The 26,519-nt window shown below is 52.4% G+C and carries 28 protein-coding genes and 2 tRNA genes; 11 read left to right on the top strand and 19 right to left on the bottom strand.

Annotated elements, in window-relative coordinates; all coding sequences use genetic code 11:
* Positions 1-65 precede the first annotated feature (65 nt).
* From rpoN to ABFZ83_RS07870, 10 genes are all read right to left on the bottom strand, one after another.
* On the bottom strand, positions 66-1,580 hold the full coding sequence (rpoN, locus tag ABFZ83_RS07915; protein ID WP_411816008.1) for an RNA polymerase factor sigma-54: 1,515 nt from the start codon (positions 1,578-1,580) through the stop codon (positions 66-68).
* Positions 1,581-1,603: 23 nt separating this feature from the next.
* Complete coding sequence (gene lptB, locus ABFZ83_RS07910; RefSeq protein WP_411816007.1) at positions 1,604-2,410, bottom strand: LPS export ABC transporter ATP-binding protein; 807 nt, start codon at positions 2,408-2,410, stop codon at positions 1,604-1,606.
* A 47-nt stretch (positions 2,411-2,457) separates the two neighbouring features.
* Positions 2,458-2,946, bottom strand: coding sequence for an LptA/OstA family protein (locus ABFZ83_RS07905; protein ID WP_411816006.1), 489 nt, complete (start codon positions 2,944-2,946; stop codon positions 2,458-2,460).
* The gene (gene lptC / locus ABFZ83_RS07900; RefSeq protein ID WP_411816005.1) at positions 2,943-3,722 is read right to left on the bottom strand and encodes an LPS export ABC transporter periplasmic protein LptC; all 780 of its coding nucleotides are present in this window, start codon (positions 3,720-3,722) and stop codon (positions 2,943-2,945) included. The genes ABFZ83_RS07905 and lptC overlap by 4 nt, the downstream gene beginning before the upstream one ends.
* Positions 3,723-3,878: 156 nt before the next feature.
* A complete protein-coding gene (locus tag ABFZ83_RS07895) occupies positions 3,879-4,493 on the bottom strand; it encodes a ribonuclease D (protein ID WP_411816004.1) in 615 nt (204 codons plus the stop codon).
* A gap of 74 nt (positions 4,494-4,567) precedes the next feature.
* A complete protein-coding gene (locus ABFZ83_RS07890) occupies positions 4,568-5,719 on the bottom strand; it encodes a beta-ketoacyl-ACP synthase III (RefSeq protein ID WP_411816003.1) in 1,152 nt (383 codons plus the stop codon).
* 87 nt (positions 5,720-5,806) lie between these two features.
* Positions 5,807-6,319 (bottom strand): N-carbamoyl-L-amino acid amidohydrolase, encoded by a 513-nt coding sequence (locus ABFZ83_RS07885; RefSeq protein ID WP_411816002.1) that lies wholly within the window; start codon positions 6,317-6,319, stop codon positions 5,807-5,809.
* The gene (locus tag ABFZ83_RS07880) at positions 6,316-6,909 is read right to left on the bottom strand and encodes a DNA-3-methyladenine glycosylase I (RefSeq protein WP_411816001.1); all 594 of its coding nucleotides are present in this window, start codon (positions 6,907-6,909) and stop codon (positions 6,316-6,318) included. The genes ABFZ83_RS07885 and ABFZ83_RS07880 overlap by 4 nt, the downstream gene beginning before the upstream one ends.
* A gap of 24 nt (positions 6,910-6,933) precedes the next feature.
* Positions 6,934-7,341, bottom strand: a complete 408-nt coding sequence (locus ABFZ83_RS07875; RefSeq protein ID WP_411816000.1) for an MAPEG family protein — start codon at positions 7,339-7,341, stop codon at positions 6,934-6,936.
* A gap of 45 nt (positions 7,342-7,386) precedes the next feature.
* Positions 7,387-8,202, bottom strand: coding sequence for a YgfZ/GcvT domain-containing protein (locus ABFZ83_RS07870; protein WP_411815999.1), 816 nt, complete (start codon positions 8,200-8,202; stop codon positions 7,387-7,389).
* Between the two features lie 125 nt (positions 8,203-8,327).
* Between ABFZ83_RS07870 and ABFZ83_RS07865 the strand changes: the two genes are divergently transcribed.
* On the top strand, positions 8,328-9,677 hold the full coding sequence (locus ABFZ83_RS07865) for a dihydroorotase (RefSeq protein ID WP_411815998.1): 1,350 nt from the start codon (positions 8,328-8,330) through the stop codon (positions 9,675-9,677).
* Here ABFZ83_RS07865 and ABFZ83_RS07860 read toward each other — a convergent pair.
* Together ABFZ83_RS07860 and ABFZ83_RS07855 are read right to left on the bottom strand one after the other, a co-directional pair.
* Positions 9,674-10,093 (bottom strand): TIGR02301 family protein, encoded by a 420-nt coding sequence (locus ABFZ83_RS07860; protein WP_411815997.1) that lies wholly within the window; start codon positions 10,091-10,093, stop codon positions 9,674-9,676. The two genes, ABFZ83_RS07865 and ABFZ83_RS07860, sit on opposite strands and share 4 nt — an antisense overlap.
* A 33-nt stretch (positions 10,094-10,126) precedes the next feature.
* Positions 10,127-10,564 (bottom strand): NUDIX hydrolase, encoded by a 438-nt coding sequence (locus tag ABFZ83_RS07855; protein WP_411815996.1) that lies wholly within the window; start codon positions 10,562-10,564, stop codon positions 10,127-10,129.
* Positions 10,565-10,580: 16 nt separating this feature from the next.
* Here ABFZ83_RS07855 and ABFZ83_RS07850 point away from each other — a divergent pair, with 16 nt between their 5' ends.
* Complete coding sequence (locus ABFZ83_RS07850; RefSeq protein WP_411815995.1) at positions 10,581-11,282, top strand: SOS response-associated peptidase; 702 nt, start codon at positions 10,581-10,583, stop codon at positions 11,280-11,282.
* Here the strand turns inward: ABFZ83_RS07850 and ABFZ83_RS07845 are convergent.
* Both ABFZ83_RS07845 and ABFZ83_RS07840 read right to left on the bottom strand, forming a co-directional pair.
* Entirely contained in the window at positions 11,279-11,968 is a 690-nt protein-coding gene (locus tag ABFZ83_RS07845) for a 2OG-Fe(II) oxygenase (RefSeq protein WP_411815994.1), read from the bottom strand. The two genes, ABFZ83_RS07850 and ABFZ83_RS07845, sit on opposite strands and share 4 nt — an antisense overlap.
* A complete protein-coding gene (locus tag ABFZ83_RS07840) occupies positions 11,968-12,306 on the bottom strand; it encodes a P-II family nitrogen regulator (RefSeq protein ID WP_411815993.1) in 339 nt (112 codons plus the stop codon). Before ABFZ83_RS07840 ends, ABFZ83_RS07845 begins: the two co-directional genes overlap by 1 nt.
* A gap of 84 nt (positions 12,307-12,390) precedes the next feature.
* On the opposite strand from ABFZ83_RS07840, the gene ABFZ83_RS07835 reads away from it, so the two are divergent.
* From ABFZ83_RS07835 to ABFZ83_RS07795, 9 genes are all read left to right on the top strand, one after another.
* Positions 12,391-13,920 carry an NAD(P)H-hydrate dehydratase gene (locus ABFZ83_RS07835; protein ID WP_411815992.1) on the top strand — a complete coding sequence of 510 codons (1,530 nt, stop codon included), beginning with the start codon at positions 12,391-12,393 and terminating at the stop codon, positions 13,918-13,920.
* Between the two features lie 222 nt (positions 13,921-14,142).
* Positions 14,143-14,227 (top strand) — tRNA-Leu (locus ABFZ83_RS07830).
* Between the two features lie 103 nt (positions 14,228-14,330).
* Complete coding sequence (tig, locus tag ABFZ83_RS07825) at positions 14,331-15,698, top strand: trigger factor (RefSeq protein ID WP_411815991.1); 1,368 nt, start codon at positions 14,331-14,333, stop codon at positions 15,696-15,698.
* Between the two features lie 293 nt (positions 15,699-15,991).
* A complete protein-coding gene (locus ABFZ83_RS07820) occupies positions 15,992-16,624 on the top strand; it encodes an ATP-dependent Clp protease proteolytic subunit (protein WP_411815990.1) in 633 nt (210 codons plus the stop codon).
* A gap of 205 nt (positions 16,625-16,829) precedes the next feature.
* Complete coding sequence (clpX, locus tag ABFZ83_RS07815; protein WP_411815989.1) at positions 16,830-18,113, top strand: ATP-dependent Clp protease ATP-binding subunit ClpX; 1,284 nt, start codon at positions 16,830-16,832, stop codon at positions 18,111-18,113.
* Between the two features lie 288 nt (positions 18,114-18,401).
* Positions 18,402-20,795, top strand: a complete 2,394-nt coding sequence (gene lon / locus ABFZ83_RS07810) for an endopeptidase La (RefSeq protein WP_411815988.1) — start codon at positions 18,402-18,404, stop codon at positions 20,793-20,795.
* Positions 20,796-20,884: 89 nt separating this feature from the next.
* A complete protein-coding gene (locus tag ABFZ83_RS07805) occupies positions 20,885-21,220 on the top strand; it encodes a chorismate mutase (protein ID WP_411815987.1) in 336 nt (111 codons plus the stop codon).
* Positions 21,221-21,365: 145 nt separating this feature from the next.
* The gene (locus ABFZ83_RS07800) at positions 21,366-21,638 is read left to right on the top strand and encodes an HU family DNA-binding protein (RefSeq protein WP_411815986.1); all 273 of its coding nucleotides are present in this window, start codon (positions 21,366-21,368) and stop codon (positions 21,636-21,638) included.
* A gap of 142 nt (positions 21,639-21,780) precedes the next feature.
* A tRNA-Val gene (locus ABFZ83_RS07795) sits at positions 21,781-21,856 on the top strand.
* A 277-nt stretch (positions 21,857-22,133) separates the two neighbouring features.
* Here ABFZ83_RS07795 and ABFZ83_RS07790 read toward each other — a convergent pair.
* The 5 genes from ABFZ83_RS07790 to ABFZ83_RS07770 all read right to left on the bottom strand — a co-directional run bounded on the left by ABFZ83_RS07790 (position 22,134) and on the right by ABFZ83_RS07770 (position 26,507).
* Positions 22,134-23,777: a recombinase family protein gene (locus ABFZ83_RS07790; RefSeq protein ID WP_411815985.1), complete on the bottom strand. Its 1,644-nt coding sequence runs from the start codon at positions 23,775-23,777 to the stop codon at positions 22,134-22,136.
* Positions 23,774-24,244, bottom strand: coding sequence for a DUF2924 domain-containing protein (locus ABFZ83_RS07785; RefSeq protein WP_411815984.1), 471 nt, complete (start codon positions 24,242-24,244; stop codon positions 23,774-23,776). Before ABFZ83_RS07785 ends, ABFZ83_RS07790 begins: the two co-directional genes overlap by 4 nt.
* Positions 24,241-24,501, bottom strand: coding sequence for a DUF3489 domain-containing protein (locus ABFZ83_RS07780; RefSeq protein ID WP_411815983.1), 261 nt, complete (start codon positions 24,499-24,501; stop codon positions 24,241-24,243). Before ABFZ83_RS07780 ends, ABFZ83_RS07785 begins: the two co-directional genes overlap by 4 nt.
* Before the next feature lie 439 nt (positions 24,502-24,940).
* Positions 24,941-25,987: a phosphoadenosine phosphosulfate reductase family protein gene (locus ABFZ83_RS07775; protein WP_411815982.1), complete on the bottom strand. Its 1,047-nt coding sequence runs from the start codon at positions 25,985-25,987 to the stop codon at positions 24,941-24,943.
* Positions 25,941-26,507, bottom strand: a complete 567-nt coding sequence (locus ABFZ83_RS07770) for a hypothetical protein (protein WP_411815981.1) — start codon at positions 26,505-26,507, stop codon at positions 25,941-25,943. Before ABFZ83_RS07770 ends, ABFZ83_RS07775 begins: the two co-directional genes overlap by 47 nt.
* Positions 26,508-26,519 lie beyond the last annotated feature (12 nt).

The raw sequence follows: 26,519 nt of genomic DNA, 5'->3' as shown, positions 1-26,519 counted from the left end.
AATGGCAGTCGTGTAACAACCGCTCCATAGTCATCATATTGTGGTCGGTGGCACCGTTTAAAGGGTTAAATTGCCGTTTGTAGCATAGCCCTCCGGCGCTGTACCGAAGAAGGAATATGTAACGTTTCCCGATACTTGGCTACTGTTCTGCGGGCAATTTCGATACCTTCCGCTGCCAAGATTTCAACAATTTTGTCATCCGATAAGACGCTGTCTTTGGTTTCGGCTTCTATCATCTCGCGAATCCGATGGCGGACAGCCTCAGCCGAATGCGCTTCGCCGCCACTTGATGACGCGATGGACGCAGTGAAAAAGTATTTAAGCTCAAATAATCCTCTAGGGGTGGCAATATATTTATTTGATGTCACCCGAGAAATTGTCGATTCATGCATATCTATAGCATCCGCTACAATCTTTAGATTTAGCGGGCGCAAATGTTTCACGCCATAAGCGAGGAATGCATCCTGCTGCCGGACAATCTCGCTCGAAACCTTGAGGATCGTTTGTGCCCGTTGATGGAGGCTTTTTGCCAGCCAATTCGCGCTTGCAAATTGTTCAGCGATATAGGTTTTGTCTTCCTCGCCAGTTCCATTGACGGTTTTTACGTCGGTGTAATAGCGCTGATTGACCAGAACACGGGGTAGGGTTTCACTGTTCAGTTCGACCTTCCAGCCGCCCTCAGGCGATTTCGTCACAAATACGTCTGGCGCGATTGTCTGGACGACGCCGCCGCCATAGGCATATCCCGGCTTTGGGGTGAGGGCGCGAATTTCCGCGATCATGTCGCGAACATCTTCTTCATCCGCCTGCGTCGCATTCATCAAGCCTTTAAGGTCGCTGCGCGCAAGAAGTTCGATATTTTCGACAAAAGCCTGCATTGACGGGTCGAAACGATCGGCGTCAATAAGCTGCAATTTTAGGCATTCTTTTAAATCGCGAGCGCCAACCCCAGAAGGATCAAATGAAGTGATCATTTTGTGGGTGGTCTCGACGTCTTTAAGCTCCGCACCAAGACGATCAGCCACGGTTTCCAGATCTTCGCGCAGATAGCCGGCCTCATCGATCATGTCGATGATATAGGCCCCGATCATCAGTTCCATTGGATTGCGGGTCGCAACGTGGAGTTGTTCGGTTAAATGCTCTGCGAGCGAAATCTCTTTCTTGAGGTTCGAGCCAAATTCTCGGTCGTCGCCATCGAAACTGCCGCCACCGGACGAGCTTGCCCAATCATTTGGCTGATAATCGCCATAAGCTGCATCGCTGCCAGAGGCACCGGGATCGATATCGTCATATTCGGCGTCTAGCGCTTCACTGGCTTCTTTGGCGGACGTTTCGTCAACGCCTGAAGTTTCGCTGGGTTTCTCGTCTTTTTGCTCTCGATCGCGCTCCCCGCGCCGTTCGGCAGGACCGTCAACAGGAGACTCGTCACGCTCTAAGAAGGGGTTCTGTTCGAGCTGTTCCTCGACATATTCGGTGAGTTCAAGATTGGAAAGTTGCAACAGCTTGATCGCCTGCTGCAATTGCGGCGTCATCACCAGTTGCTGCGACTGCCTGAATTCTAATCTTGGGCCTAACGCCACGATGCCCCCTTTAAACTTTCATCCTACATTTGAAAACGATCACCCAGATAAACGCGGCGAACGTCCTTATCGCCGACGATATCGCCAGGCGCACCTTCGAGTAGTACCTCGCCTTCGTGAATAATGTATGCACGGTCAATAATGTCTAAAGTTTCGCGAACATTGTGGTCAGTAATGAGAACCCCAAGACCGCGATCCTTAAGATGTTTAACCAATTCGCGAATTTCCGCGATTGCGAGAGGGTCAATACCGGCAAATGGCTCATCAAGGAGCATAAATGACGGCGCAGTTGCGAGCGCCCGTGCAATTTCAACTCGGCGACGCTCACCACCGGAGAGGGCAATCGCCGGCGCACCGCGCAAATGGGTAATATGAAACTCGTTCAAGAGATCATCGATGATCGCTTGCTGCTTGTCTTTATTGCGCTCGATCAGCTCCACAACAGCGCGCAGATTCTGCTCGACTGTCAGGCCCCTGAAAATAGATGCTTCCTGCGGGAGATAACCAACGCCGAGGCGTGCGCGCTGATACATCGGCAGGTTGGTCACGTCGTTTCCGTCAATGGAAATACGTCCGCGGTCCGCCGGAATAAGCCCCGTAATCATGTAAAAGCAGGTGGTTTTACCAGCGCCATTCGGCCCCAAAAGGCCAACAACTTCGCCGCGTTTTACGCTCATGGAAACGCCACGGACGACCGGACGGCGTTTAAATGATTTGCCGAGATTTTCGGCGGAAAGCGAACCGCCACCCGAAATCACCTTGGGTTTTACTGGCGCGGCCTCATTGGCTGCCGGTTGGGTATCTACGGGTGTTTCCATCTTATCGCTCATTAAGCGCGTCTCTCTTTAACGTTCGGTGAAAGCTAAAATTTTACCGACTATATCGGTTTTTCGGTCTCTCCGGTGAAAAATAGGCCGCGAATGCGTTTGCCAGCCTCTGGGGTAAACAAAACCTTACCTGTATCGACCCAATAAACGATCTTACCCGCAGACATGACCTGCTTGCCTTGGGTAACGATCACATTTTCCGTTATTGTAATTGTGCGGGATGCGTCGTCAAAGACCGCGCGCTCACCGGTAATCGCTTCTTTGCCGTTGGAATAGCGCACCAAACCAATCGCGGTGATTGTTTCAAAATTCCCGTCTTCTGAAATTTGGGCTTCGAGCCGTTCCGTTGTGAGGATCGCTTCGCCCTGCACGACGCGGACATTCCCGGTCCAAACCGCGACATTGTCTTGAAATTCAGCAGTGTCACCAGTGATGTCGACAGGTTCGTTACTGTCATTCGCGATCAATTGTGCCTGCGCATTCGCCGCTAAAAAGCTAACTGCACAAAGGGCGGAACTCATCCATTTTTTCAATGTCATTGCGGCGCCTCTATTTCTGGGTCTTTTAATTCCGGCGCTGGGTTAGCACCATTCGGTTCATCTTTGGATGAGGTCACGTTCTTGGGATAGATGCGCATGTGAACATTTCCTTCGAAAACGACCCGGCCTTCGCTGTTATAGGCCTTCATCTTGTCGGCCTTTAGAGCGCGCCCATCCGGCCCGCTTCCGCCGATGCCGGTGTCGCTCGTGACGATCTCATCGTCAATTGAGACCGTGGCGGCCGGGGTGCGAAAAATGTAAATCTCATCACCGACTTCATGCTCAAGGGTGACACTATCGCGTAGCTCGAGAATTTTCGTCTCGGTGCGGTAAACGCCTTTTTCGGCGGTGACGACCGTGGTTTCGGAATTTTCGCCTTGGACCGCGCGGGGTTTCTCTAATTCAATCGTGTCTTTTTCAGAAGTATGCTGAAGGGCCGTATCTGCACTGATTTCGAAAGGCTTGCCGCTGCCGTCGGTGCCGACAAATTTGGGGCTCGCCATGCGCAATTCCTCAGCCGAAGCGGAAATATCCTTGAAGTCTTCGAGGAATGCATCATCGACCGTGTTGGATTGGGTATTAAAGAAAAAGGCGGCCACAAGCACGAGCGCCGTAATGGGCAGGATCACCCTAAGCCGACGTACCAGTCGCGACCGGGCAGCGGCTTGGTCGCCAGTCGTACGGGCTTCCATCGGCAGGCTATCCAGAACGCGGCGCTGCGGGTCCGTTTTTGGCGGATCGCTCGCTTGGTTCTGATGATTAGCGGTGCTGTTCATGCCCAGCTGCGTTTCCCTAATATTCCAGACAGTTAAGAAAGCTCGATAATGTCATATCGGCCATTATTTCCATATAGTCGCGCGCGGCCGCGAGGGAAGCAATAGGGACAATTTTCATAGAAATCGCCTGATTTTCGCCTAGTTGGGGCAAATTCCTCAAGAATGGGCGAAAATGTCAGTCTCTGGCCATCCGGCAATATCGAGCGCAGATCGTACGGGAAGAAAATCGAAACAGGCTTGGGCGAGGGCGGTGCGACCTTCGCGGGCGAGCATTTCGTCGAGTTTTTCCCGCAATTGATGCAAGTAAAGAACGTCCGAAGCCGCATATTCGATTTGCGCGTCAGAGAGCTCTTCAGCGCCCCAATCCGACGATTGCTGCTGTTTGGAAAGGTCGACACCGACCAATTCCCGGGTCACGTCTTTAAGGCCGTGGCGGTCAGTATAGGTGCGGCAGAGTTTCGACGCGATCTTTGTGCAATAGACCGGCGCGGTGACCACACCCAGCCATTGCTGAAAAGCAGCAACATCAAATCGTGCAAAATGAAAAATCTTCAGCACCTTCGTGTCACTCAAGAGTGCTTTCAGTCGCGGTGCGTCATAGGTTTTGCGGTCCAGTTGAACCAGATGGGTATCGCCATCGCCCGCCGATAACTGAACCAGACAAAGCGGATCGCGATGAGGGATAAGCCCCATTGTTTCGCTATCGACCGCAACAACGGGGCCCAAATCTAGTCCCTCTGGCAGGTCGCCTTTGTGCAGGTGGTTCGTCATGGCTTTTATCTCTCAGTGTCAGCGTTCTTGCTGACAGGGCTTAGCACTCTCAAAAGAATTGTGAAGCCGCGGCCCTAGGCAATCTTACGGACGATGACCGATCCTGCAGAATATCCGGCACCAAAACCACAAATTACGCCGACCTCACCCGGCGCAAAGTCTTCCCGGTGCTTGTGGAATGCAATGATTGAACCCGCAGATGAGGTATTTGCGTATTCATCGAGAACGACCGGAGCCTCTTCGCGGGTTGCGTCGCGGCCCAACACTTTCCGCGCGATGAATTCGTTCATGGAAAGATTGGCCTGGTGGAGCCAAAAGCGTTTGACCTGATCGGCGTTAACGCCCGTTTCTTCAAGATGTTCGCTGATCAGCGCGCTCACCATCGGGACGACTTCCTTGAATACTTTACGGCCTTCCTGTTTGAATAATTTGTCCGTAAACGGGTCGCGCTGCTGGTCTGCATCTTCGCCGGTTTTTCGCTCGGCCTGATTTAAAAAGCCGAAATTATTGCGAATATTGCTCGAAAACTGAGTTTTCAGGCGGGTGCCAAGAATTTCCCAAGCTTCGCCATTCGCTTCGCCCTCAGCGCGCTCAAGGATGACGGCTGTACAGACATCACCGAAAATGAAGTGGCTGTCACGGTCACGGAAATTCAGATGCGCCGTGCAAATTTCAGGGTTCACCATCAAAATTCGCTTAGCGCCAGCACGGATAAGACCAAGACCGGTTTCAATACCGAACGTCGCAGAGGCACAGGCGACATTCATATCAAAAGCATAGCCGTCGATGCCCAGTGCGGCTTGTATCTCGACCGCGATTGCCGGATAGGCCCGCTGCAGATTCGACGCGGCGCAGATCACGCCATCGATATCTTTTGCGGTCAAATCAGCATTTCGCATGGCTTCGCGGCCCGCGTTAACGGCCATTTCAGCGAGTACGGACAATTGGTCATTTGAGCGCGGCTCAAAATAGGGGGCCATACGCGAAATATCGAGAATGCCATCTTTATCCATGACATGGCGTGATTTGATGCCGGAAGCCTTTTCGATGAATTCTGCTGAGGATTTTTGCAGTGCGGGAATTTTGCCTGCTTCAATTGCCGCGCTGTTCTCTTCATTGAACTGATCCACATAGGCGTTGAATGCAGAGACCAGTTCGTCATTCGAAATCGAGTGGGGCGGGGTGTAAAGACCGGTTGCGGCGATGCGCACGTCAGAGTTCTTCATCGTTGTGTCCTAATTGATTGTTTTATATTCTAACGGCATCGACCCGCAGATGTAAGGTGTTTCAACCTCTGGCTTTGTCCAGCCATCTTAGCTGTTACCCGACATAGAACCGATAAATGCGCCAATTGTGGCACTAAGCCCGGCGATGCCCGCCGTCAAAATCGGTATCCACCATCGCAAATTCCTTTTGTGCTCAATCGCGCGGGCGTGCAGCAAAACCGCCGTGTTGATGAGGGTGGAGATTTCATCGGGAGAAAGGGGGCTTCGTGAAATGCGCGATTTTTGCTCATCTGTAAGCGATAAAAATTCGCTTTTTGTGATCTCTTCATGGCTGTCGACATTGAACAATTTGTTGTGCTGACGCCGGATCACCAGTGAAACCTGTTTTCGGGTTGCATCCAACCGAAAAAATTCGGGATGCTCCTTGAATACGGTTTCCCAATGGTCACTCATGGCTTCATCGCCAGAGATTCGATCCGCCCACCCCTTAAAATCCATTTTATAAAAGCGATAGGTACCCAATGTCTGTATCGCCGCAATAACGTCTGCGAGGCGTTTTTCGTTATCGACATATGGCGATTTGGCTTCGTTCAGGTTCATAGGGGTTTACTCAACTTTTGGACTTCCTTCCAACGCGGACAGGCATATTCGTGGTCATTGACCATGCCTACGGCCTGCATAAAAGCGTAAACGATGACGGGACCACAAAATTTGAAACCATGCATTTTAAGCTCTTTCGACATGGCCTCGCTTTCGGGCGATTTTACCATATGGTCGCGGTAATTTTTGACTTTGTTGTTGATCGGTTCGCCATCAACAAATTTCCACAAAAAGCCAGTAAACCCTTCTGGGTTTTTCTCCATAATGTCGAGATAACTTTTGGCATTTCCAATGGCGGCGTTGATTTTTGTCTTTGAGCGGATAATACCCGCATCACTCAATAACTTGTCGATCTTTGCTGGTTTATAACGCGCAATTTTTTCCGGGTCGAAACCATCAAATGCTTTGCGAAAATTGTCGCGCTTATAAAGGATGGTTCGCCAAGAAAGGCCTGCCTGAAATCCATCGAGTATCAGTTTCTCAAATAGGGCGCGATGATCATATTCCGGCACGCCCCATTCTTCGTCATGATACTGACGGTAGATCGCGTCATCCAACGGGGCCCAAAGGCAATAATCTTTCTTGGTCATTGGGCCCTCTGGAATAGGGTGGCGTTAGACGAAAAGCGAATAAAGCCAGACGAGTAATATCAATATTTGTATTACGAAAAAACTGAAGCGGATCAATACAAAGGTTCGGCTTGTCGATATCAAATGAACGAGAGATTGACCGATCCGCGCCCCAAGAAAAATATAGGCGAGGCCGTCAGTAACGCCCATCTGGTTCGTTGCGATGGCATAAAGTAAAATCGCGGCAGAAACGGGTAAATTCTCGTAGCAATTTGCGTGCGTTCGTGTGAGGCGCTTGCCAAACGCTTCCATGTCCTCGCCTGAGGGATTAAACGCATTAGCCGCACGCTTGCCGGTCATCACAAGCGCGCTTCGAAGGAAACCAAGACAAAGCACTAGAAATACTGACCAAGCTACTAGGCCGAGTAGGGTCGTCGCTGTTGGTGTCATCATACGCCTCCCATTTATCGCCTGTTTGATGCAGGCCTGACGGGGAGGTTAGTCCTGTTTTAGATAATCGGGAAAGCGCAATTGCAGTGGTGTGCCTTCGGCCTCGATTGAAGTATTCTCGGCCATCGCTTTCTCCCAGCGTTCAGCACGAATGAACGCCAATGCGCGGCCGTTTGAACTGCTTAGGACATCGCCAAGTGTCGATGTCCCTGCGGTCACGGGCGTCCCTTTTGCGGGTGCATCTTGAACGAATTGAGCCACAAGTGTGCGTTTGCGCACTTCGCCTTTGCGCTTCATGCGGCTCGTTACTTCCTGACCGATAAAGCAACCTTTTTTGTAATGCACAATATTGAGATGATCCGCATTTACATCGGTCAAAAACTTGTCGTCCGCATCATAATCATAGCCAAATTCCGGTACGCCAAGCGTGATACGGCGCGCATGATATTCAGCTTCTGATGCTGAGTCTAAGTCCGGTTCTGCAATTGCGCGCCAGCCAAGGCTTTCGTCTCGCGGGTCTTTAAAGGTGCTTGCCGCAGATTCGATGGGACCGGCGCTGGCAAATACGCAAAGAGTGTCGTCAAGCGAGAGAGTGACCTTCGCCCGCAATTTGTACATCGATAAGCGCTTCATTAGCGCCTCTGAGATTTCGTGATGGCAATCGATAAGAAACGCGTCGTCGATCTCCGCAACAAAGAAATCCGCGAGGATTTTGCCCTGCGGCGTTAAAAGAGCCGAAGCAATGGCATTTTCGCGGGTGAGCTGGTCGATGTCCTGCGTGATCAGTCCTTGAAGGAAACTGCGGCGGTCGTCGCCTTCGAGTCGGATGATGCGGCGGGTTTTTAAATGTTCAATATTGCTCATACGCCCGCATATATGGACAAATCTTCATCGCGCAAAGGCCCAAAATCGGACATCCGGCCAACGGAATCTGATTTAGATCGCCAATTCATGTTTGCGAATGCTGCGCCGGGCGTTAAACAACGGGCATGACAAACACATTTGATCTGATTTTGAAGAACGGCACCGTCGTCAACCATGATGGCGAGGGCCTGAGGGATATTGGGGTTCGCGACGGGAAAATTGCCGAGATCGGAATCTCCGGCAACGCAGATGCAGCGGAAATCATCGATTGTTCCGGCCTTCATGTCCTGCCCGGGGTGATTGATACTCAGGTTCATTTTCGGGAACCGGGACCAACCCATAAGGAAGATCTGGAATCAGGTAGTCGGGCCGCAGTTTTGGGCGGTGTCACGGCAGTGTTTGAAATGCCGAATACCTCGCCGCTGACCGTTACTCAGGAAGCCATCGAAGACAAGCTCAATCGCGCGGCCGGTAAGGTCGATCATGGCGGCATGTTCTGTGACCATGCATTTTATGTTGGCGCAACTCATGGCAACCCGGTCGAACTAGCTGAACTTGAGATGTTGCCCGGTGTATGCGGCGTTAAAATATTTATGGGCGCATCAACCGGTGATCTTTTGGTTGAAGATGATGAGGGCGTCCGCGCAGTACTGGCGCATGGGCAACGCCGCGTGGCGATCCATTCAGAAGACGAATATTTGCTACGTGAAGGCAAGGCAAAGGCGAGGGAAGGGGACTGGACGTCCCACCCGGAAGCACGCAGCGCTGAAGCCGCTGTTCGGTGTACGGAGCGGTTGTTGAAGCTAGCCCGTGAAACGGGTCGGCGGATTCACGTCTTGCATATTTCGACGGCGGACGAGATTCCGATGCTAGCGGCCGCCAAAGATGTGGCGACATGTGAGGTCACGCCCCAGCATTTAACGCTAGAAGCGCCAGATTGTTATGAGCGCCTGAAAGCCTTTGCGCAGATGAATCCGCCAATTCGAGACTCTCGTCATCGCGAGGGCCTTTGGAATGGATTGCGGCAGGGCGTATTTGACGTCATTGGCTCTGATCATGCGCCGCATACGGTTGAAGAGAAGTCAAAGCCATATCCGCAATCACCTTCGGGAATGCCCGGTGTCCAGACCTATGTACCGCTCATGCTTAACCATGTGGCGGAAGGGCGGTTGTCGCTCGCGCGTTTCGTCGATCTGGCCTGTCACGGCGCAAACCGTGTATTCGGTATTGCGGGTAAAGGCCGATTGGCAATGGGGTATGATGCCGACTTCACCATTGTTGATCTAAAAGAAAAACGCACCATTACGAATGAATGGTCAGCGACCAAATCTGGGTGGACGCCTTTTGACGGCATGAACGTAACCGGCTGGCCAGTTGGTACCATCATCCGTGGGCGGAAGGTCATGTGGGGCGATGAAATAATTGGCGATGCGGCCGGTAAGCCCGTTCGCTTTCAAGAAACGCTTGGCCGTTAATAGGGACGGGGTCCGACAACCAGTTCGGGCCCTTCATCTTGTCTTAACTGCGCGGTCAGCCGCCTGACGATAATATCACCGTCACTTGCACGGCTTGCCGCATAGTCACGAGCGCGCCGATCGCAACCGCGATAGCGCCGTTGGGCATCACGATACCCATTATTGAACGCTGCGATCATTTTTTCTCGATCCGTGGCTTGTGGCTCTTCCAGATCGAGCAGCTTTTTCATTCGGTCCCGCCAGACATCAGCCTCAAATCGGGGCTCGCAGGTTCGGCGTAAATGGTGCAGTTCTCCGAAAATACCCGCAAGGTTGGTCAGGTCGCTCTGGCGGTTTTGATATTGCTCTAGCCCCTGCGCGTGTGCGAGCGGTGCAAGCAGGCATATCAGGCCGATAATGATCAAATTGCGTTTCATGATTCTAACCTTCTATACGCAATTATAGCGTCATTATGGCGCTTTAGCGAACGACGGCCGTAATTCGATTGCTCGGCTCAGCGCCAGCCGGGTCTGGTCCCACGAAAGGCGTGTCATCGCTTCGTCGATTGAAACAAATTCAGCTTCAGTTGCGTCATCACCGGCCACGGGTTCGCCAGACACCCATTCCGCGACATAGTCGATCATGATGGTGTGGCGGTCGAATTGCTGCGGGGTTCGTGGCAGTGCCTCAAAGGCATCGAGCAAGCCGAGAATTCTGACTGTTGTTGCCGTTTCTTCGTGAATTTCGCGGGTGATGGCGTCGATCAAGCGCTCACCATATTCAAGCCGCCCGCCGGGGATCGACCAATGTCCAAGAAATGGTGCTTTCCCGCGTTTGATCAGCAAAACGTCATCGCCCCGGAAAACTACCGCGCCGACGCCGATAAAAATGTTCTCGCTTGCGTTCATCTTTCGCTGCTACCCTATGACTATGTGTGGTCGCTATACCCTTAAATCTCCACCGGCTGAAGTTGGGGCAGAGTTTGATGTCGATGTGCGCGATAATTTTCCGCCACGGTTCAACATCTGTCCGACGCAGCCAGTTTCTGTGGTCTATCAGAATGAACGCAATGCACGCCAATATGGGTTGATGCGTTGGGGGTTCATACCGAGCTGGGCAAAAGGTGAGTTTCTGGACAATCTCGCCCGCAAGCCATTGATCAATGCGCGCAGTGAAACGGTTCTGGAAAAGGCCAGCTTTCGATCCGCGTTTAAACGGCGGCGATGTCTGGTGCCAGCGGATGGTTTTTACGAATGGAAGAAGCAGAAGGACGGCCCAAAACAGCCATATATTTTCCAACGAAACGAAGGAGCTGTGTTCGGCCTGGCGGGGATTTGGGAGACCGCCCAAGATCCCGATGGCGGGGAGATAGATACGCTAGCGATTTTGACTGTTGCCTCCGGGCCAGATCTCAAATCAATCCATGGCCGGGAACCGGTTGTGATTGATCGCGAGCATTATGCGCTATGGCTCGAAGCCGACGAGCGCGACCTGAAGGAGCTGAACCCTCTGCTTCGTGCCGCGAACAAGGGAACATGGTCTGGCTTTGCGGTGTCGACTGCCGTGAACTCTCCAAGGAATGACGGGCCGGAATTAATTGAGCCGCTCGAAGCGAAATTACTTTAGCGGGAACGCGAAACGGTTCTTTCGGGGAAGCACAGTTGATCTCGATCGCGCCAATCAGTTGTCACGTAATTCAGGATTAGCGATTTCCTGACACCGTTTATTTCGCGTTGTTTGAAGCCGTGAAACGTATGATCACTGGGCACAAATGCCATGGCGGAATTTGGTGCAAATGGGGAACGCTTCGCCCAGGATTTATCCGCATTGAAGATGTCGGTTCCCAAGGTGTCGTGTGCAGGTTCATCAGAGATATAGATTAGCAAGGTTAGTCTTTTAACGCCCAGATCCGTATGTGGTTCGAGCCAGAAGCCTGTTGTGTCTTGCGCATATTCGATTCGCAGAAACGTATCTTCGAGATCAATATCGAAGAACTCTTCGACAACGGAAATCATCCGCGGAGCCTGAAACGCATTCGCGGCTGCGGCAATACATGGGTATTTCGCGATATTGTCCGTATCGAAATAGTGCCGGGTGTCATTGTGATATTCGCGTTTGCCCGAAAGATCGCCAACAGCAGAAACGGGGAAGGCAAGGTTGCGATAGGCAGCAGCGATGTCATCAGGGAAAAGGCCGGTCAAATACCAATGAGTGTAGGGCGCGTTAAAGCGCTCGGCATTCGCGAGTGAGGTTTTTACGCTCGCGAATATCCGGTCTTCATCGTTTTTGGTAGGTGATCCAGTTAATTCCATCAGATCGCGTCGCGACCCGTTTCCCCGGTGCGGATCCGGACTGCGTCTTCGACATTGGAAATGAAGATCTTGCCATCTCCAATCCGGCCAGAATGGGCGGCGTTTTTGATGGCGTCGACAGCGGTTGAAACTAGATTGTCGCTCACCACGAGTTCAAGTTTCACTTTGGGGAGGAAATCGACAACGTATTCTGCGCCGCGGTAAAGTTCAGTGTGCCCCTTTTGACGGCCAAAACCCCGTACATCGGTCACGGTCATGCCTTGGAGGCCAACCTCCTGTAGCGCTTCCTTAACGTCGTCGAGTTTGAAAGGTTTTATAATAGCTTCAATTTTCTTCATGGCTTCATGCCTTGTTTCGTTTAGAACTGGGCCCAGTGTACAAAGTCGGGCCAAAAAGAGAGTGGGTCTCAGGAGGTGTCAAGCGTGAACCCATTTATTATCCTAACAGCAAATGAGATGCGTGCGGCGGAAAAATCTGCAATTGACGGAGGAATAGCCTCTGCAGCGCTAATGGAAAAGGCCGGAAATGGCGTTGCGGAGCACGCAATGCGATTTTGGACCCCGCGCCCCACGGTTGTTGTGTGTGGCCCCGGTAATAATGGCGGCGATGGTTTTGTCGCGGCCCGCATAATGAAGGCTGCGGGCTGGCCGGTCCGGGTTGCGCTAATTGGCCCACGCGATTCACTCTCGGGCGACGCGAAACTGATGGCCGATCATTTCGATGGCGAAGTTGTATCGTTTGATGGCGACACGCTTGGGGAATGTGGCCTGATTATCGATGCGATAATCGGAACCGGCCTGTCGCGGCCAGTCGAAGGCAAGGCCAATGAGGCCATTGCCGCGATGAATGCCCATCCTGCACCTGTATTGGCAATCGACCTCCCGTCGGGCGTGGAAACAGATACGGGTGGCGTATTAGGCACCGGGCCAGGCGCTGCGGTGCATGCTATGCGAACCGTAACCTTCCATGCCCAGAAACCGGCACATTTTTTGTTTCCGGGTCGGGTCCTCTGTGGCGGTGTTGATATCGTCGATATCGGCATATCAGAAAAAATCACCGCCGAGACGGGCGCACAGACCTATTCTAATCAGCCGGGTGTGTGGGGCCGACACCTGCCGATGCCGCATTGGGGTGGTCACAAATATAGTCGTGGTTCGGTAATGGTTGTGTCGGGTGGTCCCTTGAATACGGGGGCAGCACGACTTGCGGCGCGTGGGGCGCTTCGCATTGGGGCCGGAGCGGTAACAATGCTTTCCCCCCAAACTGCTGCGCCGGTTCATGCCGCACATCTGACCGCTATCATGCTTCAAGTCGCCGATGATTCGGAGGCGATCGCAGCGGCGCTTCGACCGGCTGATAAAATCCCTATGGCGGCTGTAATTGGCCCCGCTGCCGGTGTCGGCGAGGGTACCCGCGCAAATGTATTGGCCATGCTGAAATCTAATGCAGCGGCGGTGCTGGATGCCGATGCGCTCACGAGTTTCGAAAAAGAGCCACAAACGCTTTTCTCTTCATTGCGCAGTAACGACGTTCTAACGCCCCATGGCGGGGAGTTCACACGGTTGTTCCCGGAAGCGGCAAAGCAGAAGGGCAAGCTCGAAGCGGCGCGATCAGCGGCAAAAGAAGCCAATGCGGTGGTCGTCTACAAAGGGGCTGATACCGTGATCGCGGCCCCGGATGGGCGTGCGCTTATCAATACGAATGCACCGCCGACACTCGCAACGGCCGGCTCCGGTGATGTTCTTGCCGGCTTTATCGCTGGCTTCCGCGCACAAGGAATGGACGGGTTTCTCGCCGCTGCCGCTGGGGTTTGGTTCCATGGCGCGGCAGGCCAAGCCGCAGGAGATGGCCTCATCGCAGAGGATTTGCCCGAGGCGGTGCCTCAGGTATTACGTATGCTGTTCCATAAAGATCAGCCGGAACAATCCTCGGCTTCCGCCCAGAAAACTTGAATTTGGCGAGGCAATTTATAGGTCTTTGGGGCGGTCCATACGGCGAATTATGCGTTTAAAACCCGCCTTACAGGGGGTGTGCAATGGATTTGTCACAATCTCCGTCGAGAAAAGGCGCTAAACCGCTCGACAGGGCGGTTTTGTCTGTTATAGAAGCGCGGGCTTAAGTAAGGGGTCGCTGCGAACGCCGCGGCCCGTTTTACGTTTGCCCCTGTTGGCAATGCGGATGTGGCGAAATTGGTAGACGCACCAGATTTAGGTTCTGGCGCCGAGAGGCGTGGAGGTTCAAGTCCTCTCATCCGCACCAATAGGTCTCGCTGATTTTGGCTCGGTCAAAATTTTGCGAAGGCAGACACCCGACAAAGAGAATTAAATTTGGCCTTCCGGCCTGAGGAAATACGAGAGCACAAATGGAAGTCATTGAAAAAAGCGCCGAAGGTCTCGATCGCCGGTTTCTGGTGAAAGTCTCTGCCGCTGAACTAGACGAAAAGTTGGTGGCGAAGCTGAACGAGGTCAAAGGACAGGTCAATCTCAAGGGCTTCCGTAAAGGTAAAGCGCCGGTCTCCTTCCTGAAGAAGATGTATGGCAAAGGCATGATGAGCGAGATCATCCAAGAGGTCGTCAATGAGACCTCTATGAAAGCCTTTACTGAGCGCGACCTACAGCCAGCGACATCTCCGCATCCGCATTTTGCGAATAAGATTGAAGACGTCATTGAAGGTAAGGCGGATCTCGAATTCGATATCCACGCAGAAATTTTGCCGACCTTCGAACCGATGGATGTCTCTACGCTCAAGTTGACTCGTCCGGTCTGTGATGTGCCTGAGGCGGATGTCGAAGAGGCGCTCACCAATATTGCTGAGCAGCAGCAGAGCTACAAAGCACGCGGCAAGACTGCCAAGGCGAAAGACAAAGACATGCTCGTCATCGACTTCGTTGGTCGCGTTGACGGCGAGGAATTCGCTGGCGGAAAGGGCGAGGGCATTGAACTCGTACTTGGTTCAAACACCTTTATTCCGGGCTTCGAAGAGCAGTTGGTCGGCGTCAAAACCGGCGATGAAACTGAAGTTAAAGTGATTTTCCCGGAAGATTACGGTTCCAAAGACCTTGCCGGAAAAGACGCAGTCTTTGAGGTGACGGTCAATGAAGTCAAAGCGCCAGAAGCGGTTGAGATCAATGACGAATTGGCGACCAAGCTCGGACTTGAAAGCCTAGAAGACCTCAAGACGCGCCTGAAAGAGCGTCTTGAAGCTGATTACAAGAATCTCTCTCGCGGCCACTTAAAGCGCGCGCTCCTCGATAAACTTGACGAAGCGCATGACTTTGAACTGCCAAAAGGCATGGTCGACGCTGAATTCGAGCAGATCTGGCGTCAGGTCGAATCATCTGAGCGGGATGAGGAAGACAAAGACAAATCTGAAGACGAACTGAAAGAAGAATATCGCAAAATCGCCGAACGCCGTGTGCGTCTTGGCTTGGTTTTGGCAGAAATCGGCAAACGTTCAGAAGTTCAGGTCCCATCGAACGAACTGCAGCAGGCGATCCAGCAGCAGGCGATGCGCGAATCACAAATGATGCAGATGCAGGGTCAGAATGTGTCTCCGCAGGAAGTCTTGAAATTCTATCAGGAAAACCCAGCGGCCATTCAGCAGATCCGGGCACCATTGTTCGAAGAGAAAGTGGTCGATTACATTATCGAGCGGGCTGAAATTACAGATAAAACCGTCACCAAAGAAAAATTGATGGAAGAGCCGGAAGGCGAAGGCGCATTTGCCTAAGCAACGGATTTTCACGAATTTTTGGGGGCGGGCCGCTATTTTAGCGGCCCGTTTCCGTTTCGAGACAATGTCGTGTGGAATTCGATGTGGGTGAATTGGTGAAAATCAGCAATCGCCCCGATGTGAAACATGGCTTGCCTTTTCAAAAGAATAACCCTCGCTTAAGTCAGACGCGTTAGGGTTGTGAAAAATGGGGCTGGTACAGTGAGATTCCGTCCCCATGTTAGGGAAGATTATTAACTAGCCGGTCATATTCCAACGTAAGTACAGGTCGCTAAAGGAAGAGAATGTCGATGAAAGACCCCTTGGATATTTATATGAACACGCTCGTGCCAATGGTTGTCGAGCAATCTAGCCGCGGTGAGCGCGCTTTCGACATTTATTCGCGCCTATTGAAAGAGCGCATTATCTTCCTGTCAGGACCGGTCCACGATCAGGTCTCAACCCTTATTATCGCTCAGCTTTTGTTCCTTGAGGCAGAGAACCCCAAGAAAGAGATTTCTTTCTATATTAACTCTCCTGGCGGCTCGGTCTCTGCTGGTCTCGCGATGTATGACACGATGAAATATATCCGTCCGGCCGTTTCTACGATGTGTGTTGGTATGGCCGCCTCTATGGGGTCGCTTTTGCTGACAGCCGGTGAAAAGGATATGCGTTTCTCGCTGCCAAACTCCCGGATCATGGTTCACCAGCCATCTGGCGGGTTCCAAGGCCAAGCGTCTGATATTGAGCGTCACGCGCAGGATATTATTAAGATTAAGCGCCGGTTGAACGAGATTTATGTCGATCACACTGGTCAATCCTATGAAACTATTGAGAAAACGCTCGACCGAGACCATTTCATGGACCCGGAAGAGGCGGTCAGCTTCGGGCTGATTGATAAAGTTTTGGCCGAACGTGGGTCTCCGGCGGAAAGCGACGCCTAAGATTCACCTTATTCATTGGGTCAATTAGGAAATGGTTTCTTGATTGGCCCGACCGGATTATGGTCCTATGGCGCTGATCCCGGAGGTCCGTGGCGCCTTTCATGCACCCTTTGAGGGGCGCGGCATCGCCGCTACCGGAATTGGGTGCGATAATAAACAGGCATGGCGCGGTGAGTGGCAGCGTTGACGAAGGAGTGCAGTTATAGTGAGCAAGATCGGCGGGAAAAGCAGCGGCGACGGGAAAAATACCCTTTACTGTTCATTCTGCGGCAAGAGCCAGCATGAGGTCAGGAAACTGATCGCCGGCCCGACAGTCTTCATCTGTGATGAATGTGTTGAGCTGTGTATGGACATTATCCGTGAGGAATCGAAGTCCTCATTGGTAAAAGCGACGGACGGGGTTCCGGATCCGCAACATATTCATAAGGTCCTCGACGATTACGTCATCGGCCAGTCTCAGGCCAAGCGCGTTCTCGCGGTTGCCGTCCACAATCATTACAAGCGCCTGAATCACGCGGCCAAGAATAATGACGTCGAATTGGCGAAGTCGAATATTCTTCTTATTGGCCCGACCGGTTCTGGTAAGACGCTTCTTGCGCAGACATTGGCAAGAATCCTTGATGTACCGTTCACTATGGCGGACGCGACCACATTGACCGAGGCTGGTTATGTCGGTGAGGATGTTGAGAATATCATTCTCAAGCTTCTTCAGTCTGCGGATTACAATGTTGAGCGTGCTCAGCGCGGCATCGTCTATATCGACGAAGTCGACAAGATTTCGCGCAAGTCTGATAATCCTTCGATTACCCGCGATGTATCGGGTGAGGGTGTGCAGCAGGCTTTGCTGAAAATCATGGAAGGCACTGTTGCATCGGTTCCGCCGCAAGGTGGCCGGAAACATCCGCAGCAGGAGTTCTTGCAGGTTGATACGACTAATATCCTATTCATCGTCGGCGGTGCATTCGCTGGCCTTGAAAAGGTGATTGGTCAGCGTGGAGAGGGTTCGTCAATCGGCTTTGGGGCTGAGGTAAAGAGCCCTGATGATCGCCGTATCGGAACAATCCTTCAGGAAGTAGAGCCGGAAGATCTGCTGAAATTCGGGCTTATTCCCGAATTTGTTGGCCGCCTGCCGGTGATCGCGACCCTCGAAGATCTCGATGAAAAAGCGTTGGTACAGATCCTGACATCACCGAAGAATGCGCTCATCAAGCAGTATCAGCGCCTCTTCGAGATGGAAGACGTCAAGCTGACCTTTACTGACGATGCGTGCCTTGCAATTGCCCGCAAGGCGATCAAACGCAAAACTGGTGCGCGTGGTCTGCGGTCGATCATGGAGGGCATTTTGCTCGATTCCATGTTTGAACTGCCAACCCTTGAGGGCGTGGTCGAAGTGGTCGTCAACGCTGAAGTCGTCGACGGCAACGCAAAACCGCTTTATATCTACGCCGAGCGGGACAAAGGCGCGGTTGAGGCCGACGCCAGCGCATAAATTGGGGAAAACCGCGGGTTTTCGAAGCCGCGGTTCTCACAAGAGTTGTGAACACCGATTTTACAACTTGAAAATGCGATTTTGAAAACCACATTGGTTCTATAGTCACCGCCGCTGTATCACAGCGGCGGTTCGGCCTTTAACCGACCTGTCACCCGGGTTGTGTATAATCAGTGACGTAGCAGCTTCAATCCAATGTTGCGCATCCGGTCGAACCGCTGCCCAATAGAGTAAGGTCGTGAAGAATAGCCGGGCGTCGCTATAATTGTGCGCCAAAAGGAGTTTTCGATGAGTGAGACCGTCACCTATCCAGTATTGCCGCTACGCGACATCGTCGTGTTCCCGGGAATGATCGTGCCGTTATTTGTCGGGCGCGAGAAATCCGTGAATGCGCTCGAAAATGTCATGCAAAATGACAAAAAGATCCTGTTGGTCGCTCAAAAAGACGCGACTGATGACGATCCGCTGGTCGATGATATTTATAATATCGGGGTGATTGCGTCCGTTCTCCAGTTGCTCAAACTGCCAGACGGTACGGTGAAAGTTCTGGTTGAGGGTGAGGCGCGAGCGTCAATCGAGAACTATGTCCGCACCGATGAGTATTTCGAAGCTGAAGCGCTCTACGTTGAAGAAACGGAAGGCGACGATGCGGAGCTTGAGGCGCTGGCGCGATCAGTGGTTACGCAGTTTGAAGCCTATGTGAAGCTCAATAAGCGGGTCCCGCCAGAGGTGATCGTTTCAATTTCCCAAATTGAAGAGAACCAGAAGCTCGCAGATACGGTCGCTTCTCACCTCAATATCAAGATCCACGAGAAGCAGGAACTCCTCGAGATCACGAGCGTCTCCGAACGCCTTGAGCGCGTCTATGCACTCATGGAAGGCGAGATGAGCGTGCTGCAAGTTGAGAAAAAGATCCGCAACCGCGTTAAGCGGCAAATGGAAAAGACCCAGCGCGAATATTATCTCAACGAACAGATGAAAGCGATCCAGAAAGAGCTTGGCGAGTCCGATGATGGTCGCGATGAGCTTTCTGAAATTGAAGAAAAGATTCAAAAAACCAAGCTGACGAAAGAAGCAAAGGCAAAGGCTGAAGCAGAACTCAAGAAGCTTCGCCAGATGTCGCCTATGTCGGCCGAATCCACAGTTGTTCGAAATTACCTCGACTGGTTGACCGCCATTCCATGGAACAACCGCTCAAAGGTAAAGAGTGACCTTAAAAAAGCCGAAGAAGTTCTGGATACAGATCATTATGGTCTGGAGAAAGTCAAAGAACGGATTGTTGAGTATCTCGCAGTCCAAAAGCGCATGAACAAGCTTAAAGGTCCGATTCTTTGCCTGGTCGGCCCACCCGGGGTTGGTAAAACCTCGCTCGGTAAGTCAATTGCAGCGGCAACCGGCCGGGAATTCGTTCGCGTGTCGCTTGGCGGTGTGCGTGACGAGGCCGAAATCCGTGGCCACCGCCGGACCTATATTGGTTCGATGCCCGGTAAGATTATTCAGTCCATGAAAAAAGCGAAGAAATCCAATCCACTATTCTTGCTCGATGAAATCGACAAAATGGGGCAGGATTTCCGTGGCGACCCTGCGTCTGCCTTGCTAGAGGTGCTGGATCCTGAACAAAACTCGACATTTGCGGATCACTATCTCGAAGTCGATTATGATTTGTCGGATGTGATGTTCATTACCACGGCCAATAGCCTGAACATGCCGCAGCCATTGCTTGACCGGATGGAGATCATCCGCATTCCGGGGTACACAGAGGATGAGAAGGTTGAGATTTCTCGCCGTCACCTCATTCCAAAGCTGGTTGAGAACCATGGCCTTAAAGAAGGTGAGTGGTCGATCGAAGATGACGGCCTTCTGGCGCTCATTCGTCTTTACACGCGCGAAGCCGGTGTCCGGAATCTTGAACGCGAACTTTCGCGGCTTGCGCGAAAAGCTGTTCGTGATCTTGAAGTCGGAAAAGCAGAAAGCATTGTTGTTACTGCGGATAATCTTGCGGATTACGCCGGTGTCGCAAAGTATCGTCACGGCGAGATTGATGGCCGGGATCAGGTTGGTGTGGTTACCGGCTTGGCATGGACATCTGTCGGCGGTGAGATATTGACCATTGAAGCGGTTAAGATGCCCGGTAAAGGCAAGATGACTCCAACGGGTAACCTCAAAGATGTTATGCGCGAGTCCGTATCGGCTGCGTCTTCTTATGTGCGAAGTCGCGCGGTTGAATTCGGAATTGAGCCGCCGGTCTTTGAAAAGACCGACATTCACCTGCACGTGCCCGAAGGCGCGACCCCGAAAGATGGTCCGTCAGCTGGTGTTGCGATGGCAACTGCGATTGTATCGGTTCTGACGGGAGTGCCGGTTCATAAAGACATCGCGATGACCGGTGAGATTTCATTGCGGGGCCGGGTATTGGCGATTGGCGGCCTGAAAGAGAAACTACTCGGCGCACTTCGTGCTGGCGTTAAAACGGTTCTGATCCCTGCGGACAATGAAAAAGACCTCGCGGATATTCCGGACAACGTCAAAAGTGAGTTGAAAATCATTCCGGTAAGCACCGTTGACGAGGTGCTAGGCCATGCGCTGACGCAAAAGCTGACGCCAATTGACTGGTCAGAGCCGGTCGATCCGACGCCAGCCGGCGAGGCCGGTGATGATGGCGGAAACGTCGTCACGCATTAAGGGCTCTCTTGAACGAAATAGTTAAGGTGCGACGCCGTGATACGCCATCGCACCTTTTTTCATGGGCGGCAAAGGACTAACTTCAAACCATGAAAACAGCTCATGACATTGTCCCGCCCGAAGCCTGCCAGTCGATGGAAGATGTGCGTCTCGGTATTGATACGCTCGACCGGGAATTGGTTGCGATTCTCTCAGTGCGGCAGCGCTATATAGAGGCTGCTGGCCGGATCAAACCCCGGAAGGATGAGGTGCGTTTGCCCTGGCGAATAGAGGATGTCGTCGCAAAAGTGCTGGCAGAAGCCGATAAACAGGGGCTCTCGAAACGAATCGCTGAACCGGTTTGGCGGCTCCTAATTGACCGTTGTATCGACCATGAGCACGAAATTTGGGCAAAAGAGCACAATTCTTCTAAAGAAAAAATATAAGTAATTTCAATGGATTAATGGGGTTGTGGAAAGCAAACCCTTATTTTAAGCCATTTTTCCTTGGCCAAGCCCCCTGAACCCCGCGTAAAATCAGGCTCAGAACGAAATTTCTCAACTCCAAGCACCAAAATGAAAGGCCGGAGGAATGAACAAAAACGAGTTTATCGACAAAGTCGCTGACACAGCGGACATGAGCAAAGCAGATGCAGCGAAGGCTGTTGATGCGGTGTTTGACGCGATCACGGAAGCGCTGAAAGCGGGCGACGATGTTCGTCTCGTTGGCTTCGGTACTTTCTCAGCCGCAGAGCGTAAGGCCCGTGAAGGCCGTAATCCGCGCACCGGCGAGACTATCCAGATCCCGGCATCGACACAGCCTAAATTCTCGGCCGGTAAGGGCCTGAAAGACGCGCTTAACTAAGCAAATTTCGTCTTTGAAAACGCCGGTCCCGCGGAAACTCGCGGCCGGCGTTTTCTTTTTCAAATAGGGCATTGCATGCGCGGCAAGCTCGCGCTATGGACTGCGGCTCTGAGGGAAGTTTAAGAACTCCCTTCATTGATCCGGGCGGTTAGCTCAGCTGGTAGAGCATCTCGTTTACACCGAGAGGGTCGGCGGTTCGAACCCGTCACCGCCCACCATTCAGTCCTCCAATTCACGCCGACCAACTGGAACAAGCCCCAAGGCCTGCATGTCCGCGGGATTTTGCGAGAAGACGTTGTCTCTACGATCTCCATTTGCGTAAAGCAGAGCCGAATTCGCGGAAAGTCTCTAAAACCAATTTTCGACGACCAACTGAAAATGCGAGCGATGCACACTGTTATCGCACAGCAACCATCATTATACAGAGTGTTTGTTGATGCTGGCGGAAGGGCGAGCGCGGGGGCAGTCAAGTCGTTCGGACTTACCAGCGTTGACTTATCGACGTTCGTCGAAGCCAAGCAGTTTGCGTTGTTCCGCCCAACTGGCTGGAAGCCGAGAAAGCCGCTTCAGTGTTTCCGCTTTGATTTCAATGGGGGCCGTGCCACTGAGGAAAGCTTCGATAATGTCGGGCGCAAGAAACGCCAGGCGGATGGTTTTGCTGACTGTACTTTGATCGGCACCTATTGCGTCAACGATTGTTGCAAGCTCTCTTTCAGGGTTTTCGAACCACGCGTTCTTCCAATGGTGGGCGCGGGAAAGCAATCCAGATATGGCCGGATCGGGACCACGCTGATGGTCGACATTTCCGAGTAGATACCGGCGCTCCTGTCCACAATGGCGGATGGTTGCAGGTGCGGTGATTGTGCATTTGGCGCTGAGGTGGGTCTGCAACTCCGATGTTTGAAGAAGCGCTGCAACGTCAAGGGAGATCGAAACCGCGTCTTCTGTGAGATCAATTCGCTCGATGATCGGTGCCCATCGCGCGAGGTCGGAGGCTGGTAGGTTCGATGGATCGTTAAGATGGTGCTCGAGCGCATTTCGAACGCGCTCTATAACCGCCAGCGATGTGCCGGCCTTTACAAGTTGGAACGTCGCTGATTTCGGGTTCTCTGCCCAACGATCTAGTGCCGCAGCGACCGCTTGTTCGACATCATCCGCTCTTAACGTTATCCGTACACCACCTGCCGGGGATCCATTCGCATCACTTATATAATAGCGGTAACGCCTTCCGCTTTTTGACGTGTGGCTTGGTGTAAGGCGACGATCGTTCGCGTAGAGTTTGCCCGCGAGGGGACTTGTTACCATTCCTGTTGGTCCCGTCCACTTTGTGCTCGCTTTGCGTTTCTCCTGAACCTTTTCCCATAAGTCACGCGCAATGATCGCGTCATGTTTGCCGGGATGAAGATCTTTGCCCTCACGCATCAGCCCTGCGTAAATCGGATTAGCAAGGATGTGATAAAGCGGTCCCCGAGAAAGTGGCTTGCCGCCTTTGCCACTGGCGCGCCGTTTGGTGGTCCATCGCTGTTTAACGCCATGGTCAACGATTGCACGGACATTGCCCGTTTTGAGATAGAGATCGAAGATGGACCGTACAATGACCGCTTCGGTCTCATTCACCACAAGCTTCTTATCGATATTGTCATAGCCGAGGGGTGGGTTGCCGCCGGTCCACAGGCCTTTGCGGCGAGAGGCTGCGATCTTGTCCTTGATCCGTTCGGCTGTGACCTCCCGTTCGAATTGGGCAAAGGATAAGAGCACGTTTAGCGTTAACCGACCCATGGAAGATGACGTATTGAACTGCTGGGTTACAGAGACGAAGGAGACGTCCTGTGCATCAAAGCGCTCCACCAGTTTAGCGAAGTCGGCCAGCGATCGGGTGAGGCGGTCCACCTTGTAGACGACGATGAGATCGATGCGCCCAGCATCAATCTCTGCCAAGAGGGCTTTGAGGGCAGGGCGGTCCATATTACCGCCGGAGAGGCCCCCATCATCAAAACGGGTCTTCACCAGTTTCCAGCCTTCGTGTCGCTGTGAAGCAATATACGCTTCACAAGCTTCCCGTTGCGCATCGAGAGAGTTGAACGCTTGATCGAGCCCTTCCTCCGTCGACTTACGCGTATAAATGGCGCAGCGTTTCATTGTGCACGCACGCGTGTCGACCGTAGCCCAAAGAACGCTGGGCCATTGCGCTTGACACCGGTAATGGCTTCCGCGGCTGCCGACAGTGATCGAAAGCGCTTACCGTCTAAATAGCATCCATCATCCGCGACATAGACCTCATATTGCTTGCCGCGCCATTCGCGGACCAGCCGCCCGCCCGGCCGCAGGGATGGGCGAGGGGCCGTCTTTTCTTTGGAGGTATCCTGACGCCTTTTGCTGCTCGCACTCAGCGCCAGCACGCGCTTGTGCAGACGATCAACACGTACGCGATGGAATTTACGCTGCATCTCATAGGCGATGGCGAGGATTAAAAGCGTGCGGCCGATGCGTTTGGGCGGCAACTGTTTGTGGTGCTTATGATAGAGCTGCTTCAGGTCCCCAAATGAAAGGTCGTCAAGGCTGGAGAGTGCTTGTTCCAACGCTGCGGTATCACCATGCCGGGTCATTTAGCCTCTCGGATGTAATAGCGCTGTGGTCCCCTATTTGGTTTTTCCGTTATCAGCGAATAGCCAAGTTTTTTCTTCACGGTGCCGGATAAAAACCCGCGAATAGAATGGTCTTGCCACCCAGAGACCGCGGCTAAATCCTGAAGGCTTGCCCCGCTTTTACGCCGTAGCTGCGCTAGAATTCGATCCTTCTTTGATTTTTCAGGTGCGTTGCTTTGGGTCCGGCGCTTAGCCGTAATCTTTCCATGTTGGCCCATGATTGCCTCCTCGTTGTTGCACCGCGACAAGCCCGGCGTCGAACACGGTCGGGCAGGAGGCGAAACAAGGCATTCGCGACAGCCACAGCAACGCTCTTTGTAAGGAGGAAGTCCAGTGAATTGTTCGGGAATAGCGGATGCGTTGGGGGTAGGTTCGAACGCTAACGATTGCAAATTACTGGGCACCGATTCAAAGGGGCTTGTTTTCGATCTCAAAAAAGGTCAGCTTTGCGCGCAAAAGGAGACATAAGGATCGAAACAAGAATGGCCGACCCCTTTATGGCCACAATCCAAATGGATTATCTGATTTCAGTGCGAATTTGCATTGTCGTTTGCACGAATACGTGTGGGTAGCGACGGAGTATTTTAGTAGACGGTTATCTCCAAAAACCCGCTAGACCCTAATCCTTGCAATAGCGCGAATTCGAACCGTATCCTATTAGCGACGGCGCAGCCCGAGTTGACGTTCAATTGGGATGTCAAGTTCCCAAAGTCGGAAGATTTCTTTGCGCTCGCGTGCGTTTAAAAGATTTTTGCCAGTCTTAGCTTCAAGTACTTCAAGTTTACGGAGAATGCGGCCTCGCGCTTTGAGGGTAAAAGGGCCTGGGCGTTCGACGCCATTACGTCGAACAGGCCACCGCATGTTAGGGTCATTGCGCACATCAGCGAGCCAATCGCGAAAACGTAGGTAGGGCTTGAGGCTGACTTCACCAGCTTCGATGAGCGCTTCGGCGGAGCGATCGCGCCTTACTACCGTGCATGTCCAACAACCGAAACGTCCCGAAGCGCAAGGGGGCGCGTCCGGTGCTTTGATCATTGGGCATTCGCCCGATGCGCCGCGATAGATGGACTCCAGTTTGTTATGATCAATGCTGCGCGGCCGTTCCAGCATGAATACTGCGTCCCAAACGTTTCCTAAATCGAGATCGATGATCGGCAGGAAAAGGCGATACGAATGACGTCCCTCGCGCTGAGCTTGCCACATCCCGCCGCCTGCTTTGTCAAGCGACCGATCGCGCTGGATACTTTCCGAACGGCGCATGCCGAGGACGACGATTGCATCTTCGATTGCAGCTTCACTTATGAATTTTGCTACAGGCTTAATTCGAAGATTCTTCGTGCACCACCGAAAATTGTTTGTGGGCGGTGGGTAGCCTCTGCCAATCAGCTTGACGAAAAATCCATCGCTTACATGCGCGGCTAGTACATTGATGCGGAACGGGAGTTCATCCTCTTTGAACTCTTTTCTCAGTTTACGGATGAGCGCTTTAACATAATGATCCAATAAAACATTTTCGACGCGTGTGTCGCAATAAACGATATCGACAACGTTTGGCCTCGGATTGGCTTTACGAAAAGCTGAGGTAAAAATCTTAAGTACCGCGGTAGAGTCCTTTCCTCCAGAAAAGCCAATAATCCAACGGGCTGAAGGGTTTTCCTCAATCGCCGTCTTGGTTGCTGCGATGGCTTGGATCGGATCTCTCACGAATTCCCCTCAGTTTTTCTCGAAGCGTGTCGAGATGATTGTGTTCGATTATTTCGATTTGCTGCTCGCCAATTTTCTTGTGGGTCTTCGTGACAGCGAAGGACGCCGGTATCGTCAGAAGCGCGAGACTCACAAAGCCACCAACCGCGAACCAAGCTTCAGTTTGCCCCAACAAGGCTAGTGCTACGCTTGGTATTGTCATCAATGCCGCGAGAACGCGAAGATCTGCTAACGTCGTCCAGATATATCCGTTGAAATAAGCTTGAGACGCTTTGATCGCTAAGCTCTTGTCGTTATCTATTATCGAGAAAAAAATGCCGCGAAGGCGTTTCCAAGAATAAAGGCTAGGGTCGTCATTCTCACCGGCTATCTGGACAATTCGCGTGCGAAGGATTTCGGTAATGTCATTAAAAAACTTTTGGTTAGACCAGTGGCGCAGTGGCGTGACGTAGTAGATCGCGCCGATGATAAGAACACTAAGGCTGGCCACCGCTTCTTTCGGCTCGTTCGGCCAATACACCCCCCCAAAGCC

Source organism: Hyphococcus formosus, from assembly GCF_046736345.1.
GTDB lineage: Bacteria > Pseudomonadota > Alphaproteobacteria > Caulobacterales > Parvularculaceae > Hyphococcus > Hyphococcus formosus.
This window is presented reverse-complemented; position numbering and strand designations above follow the sequence as displayed.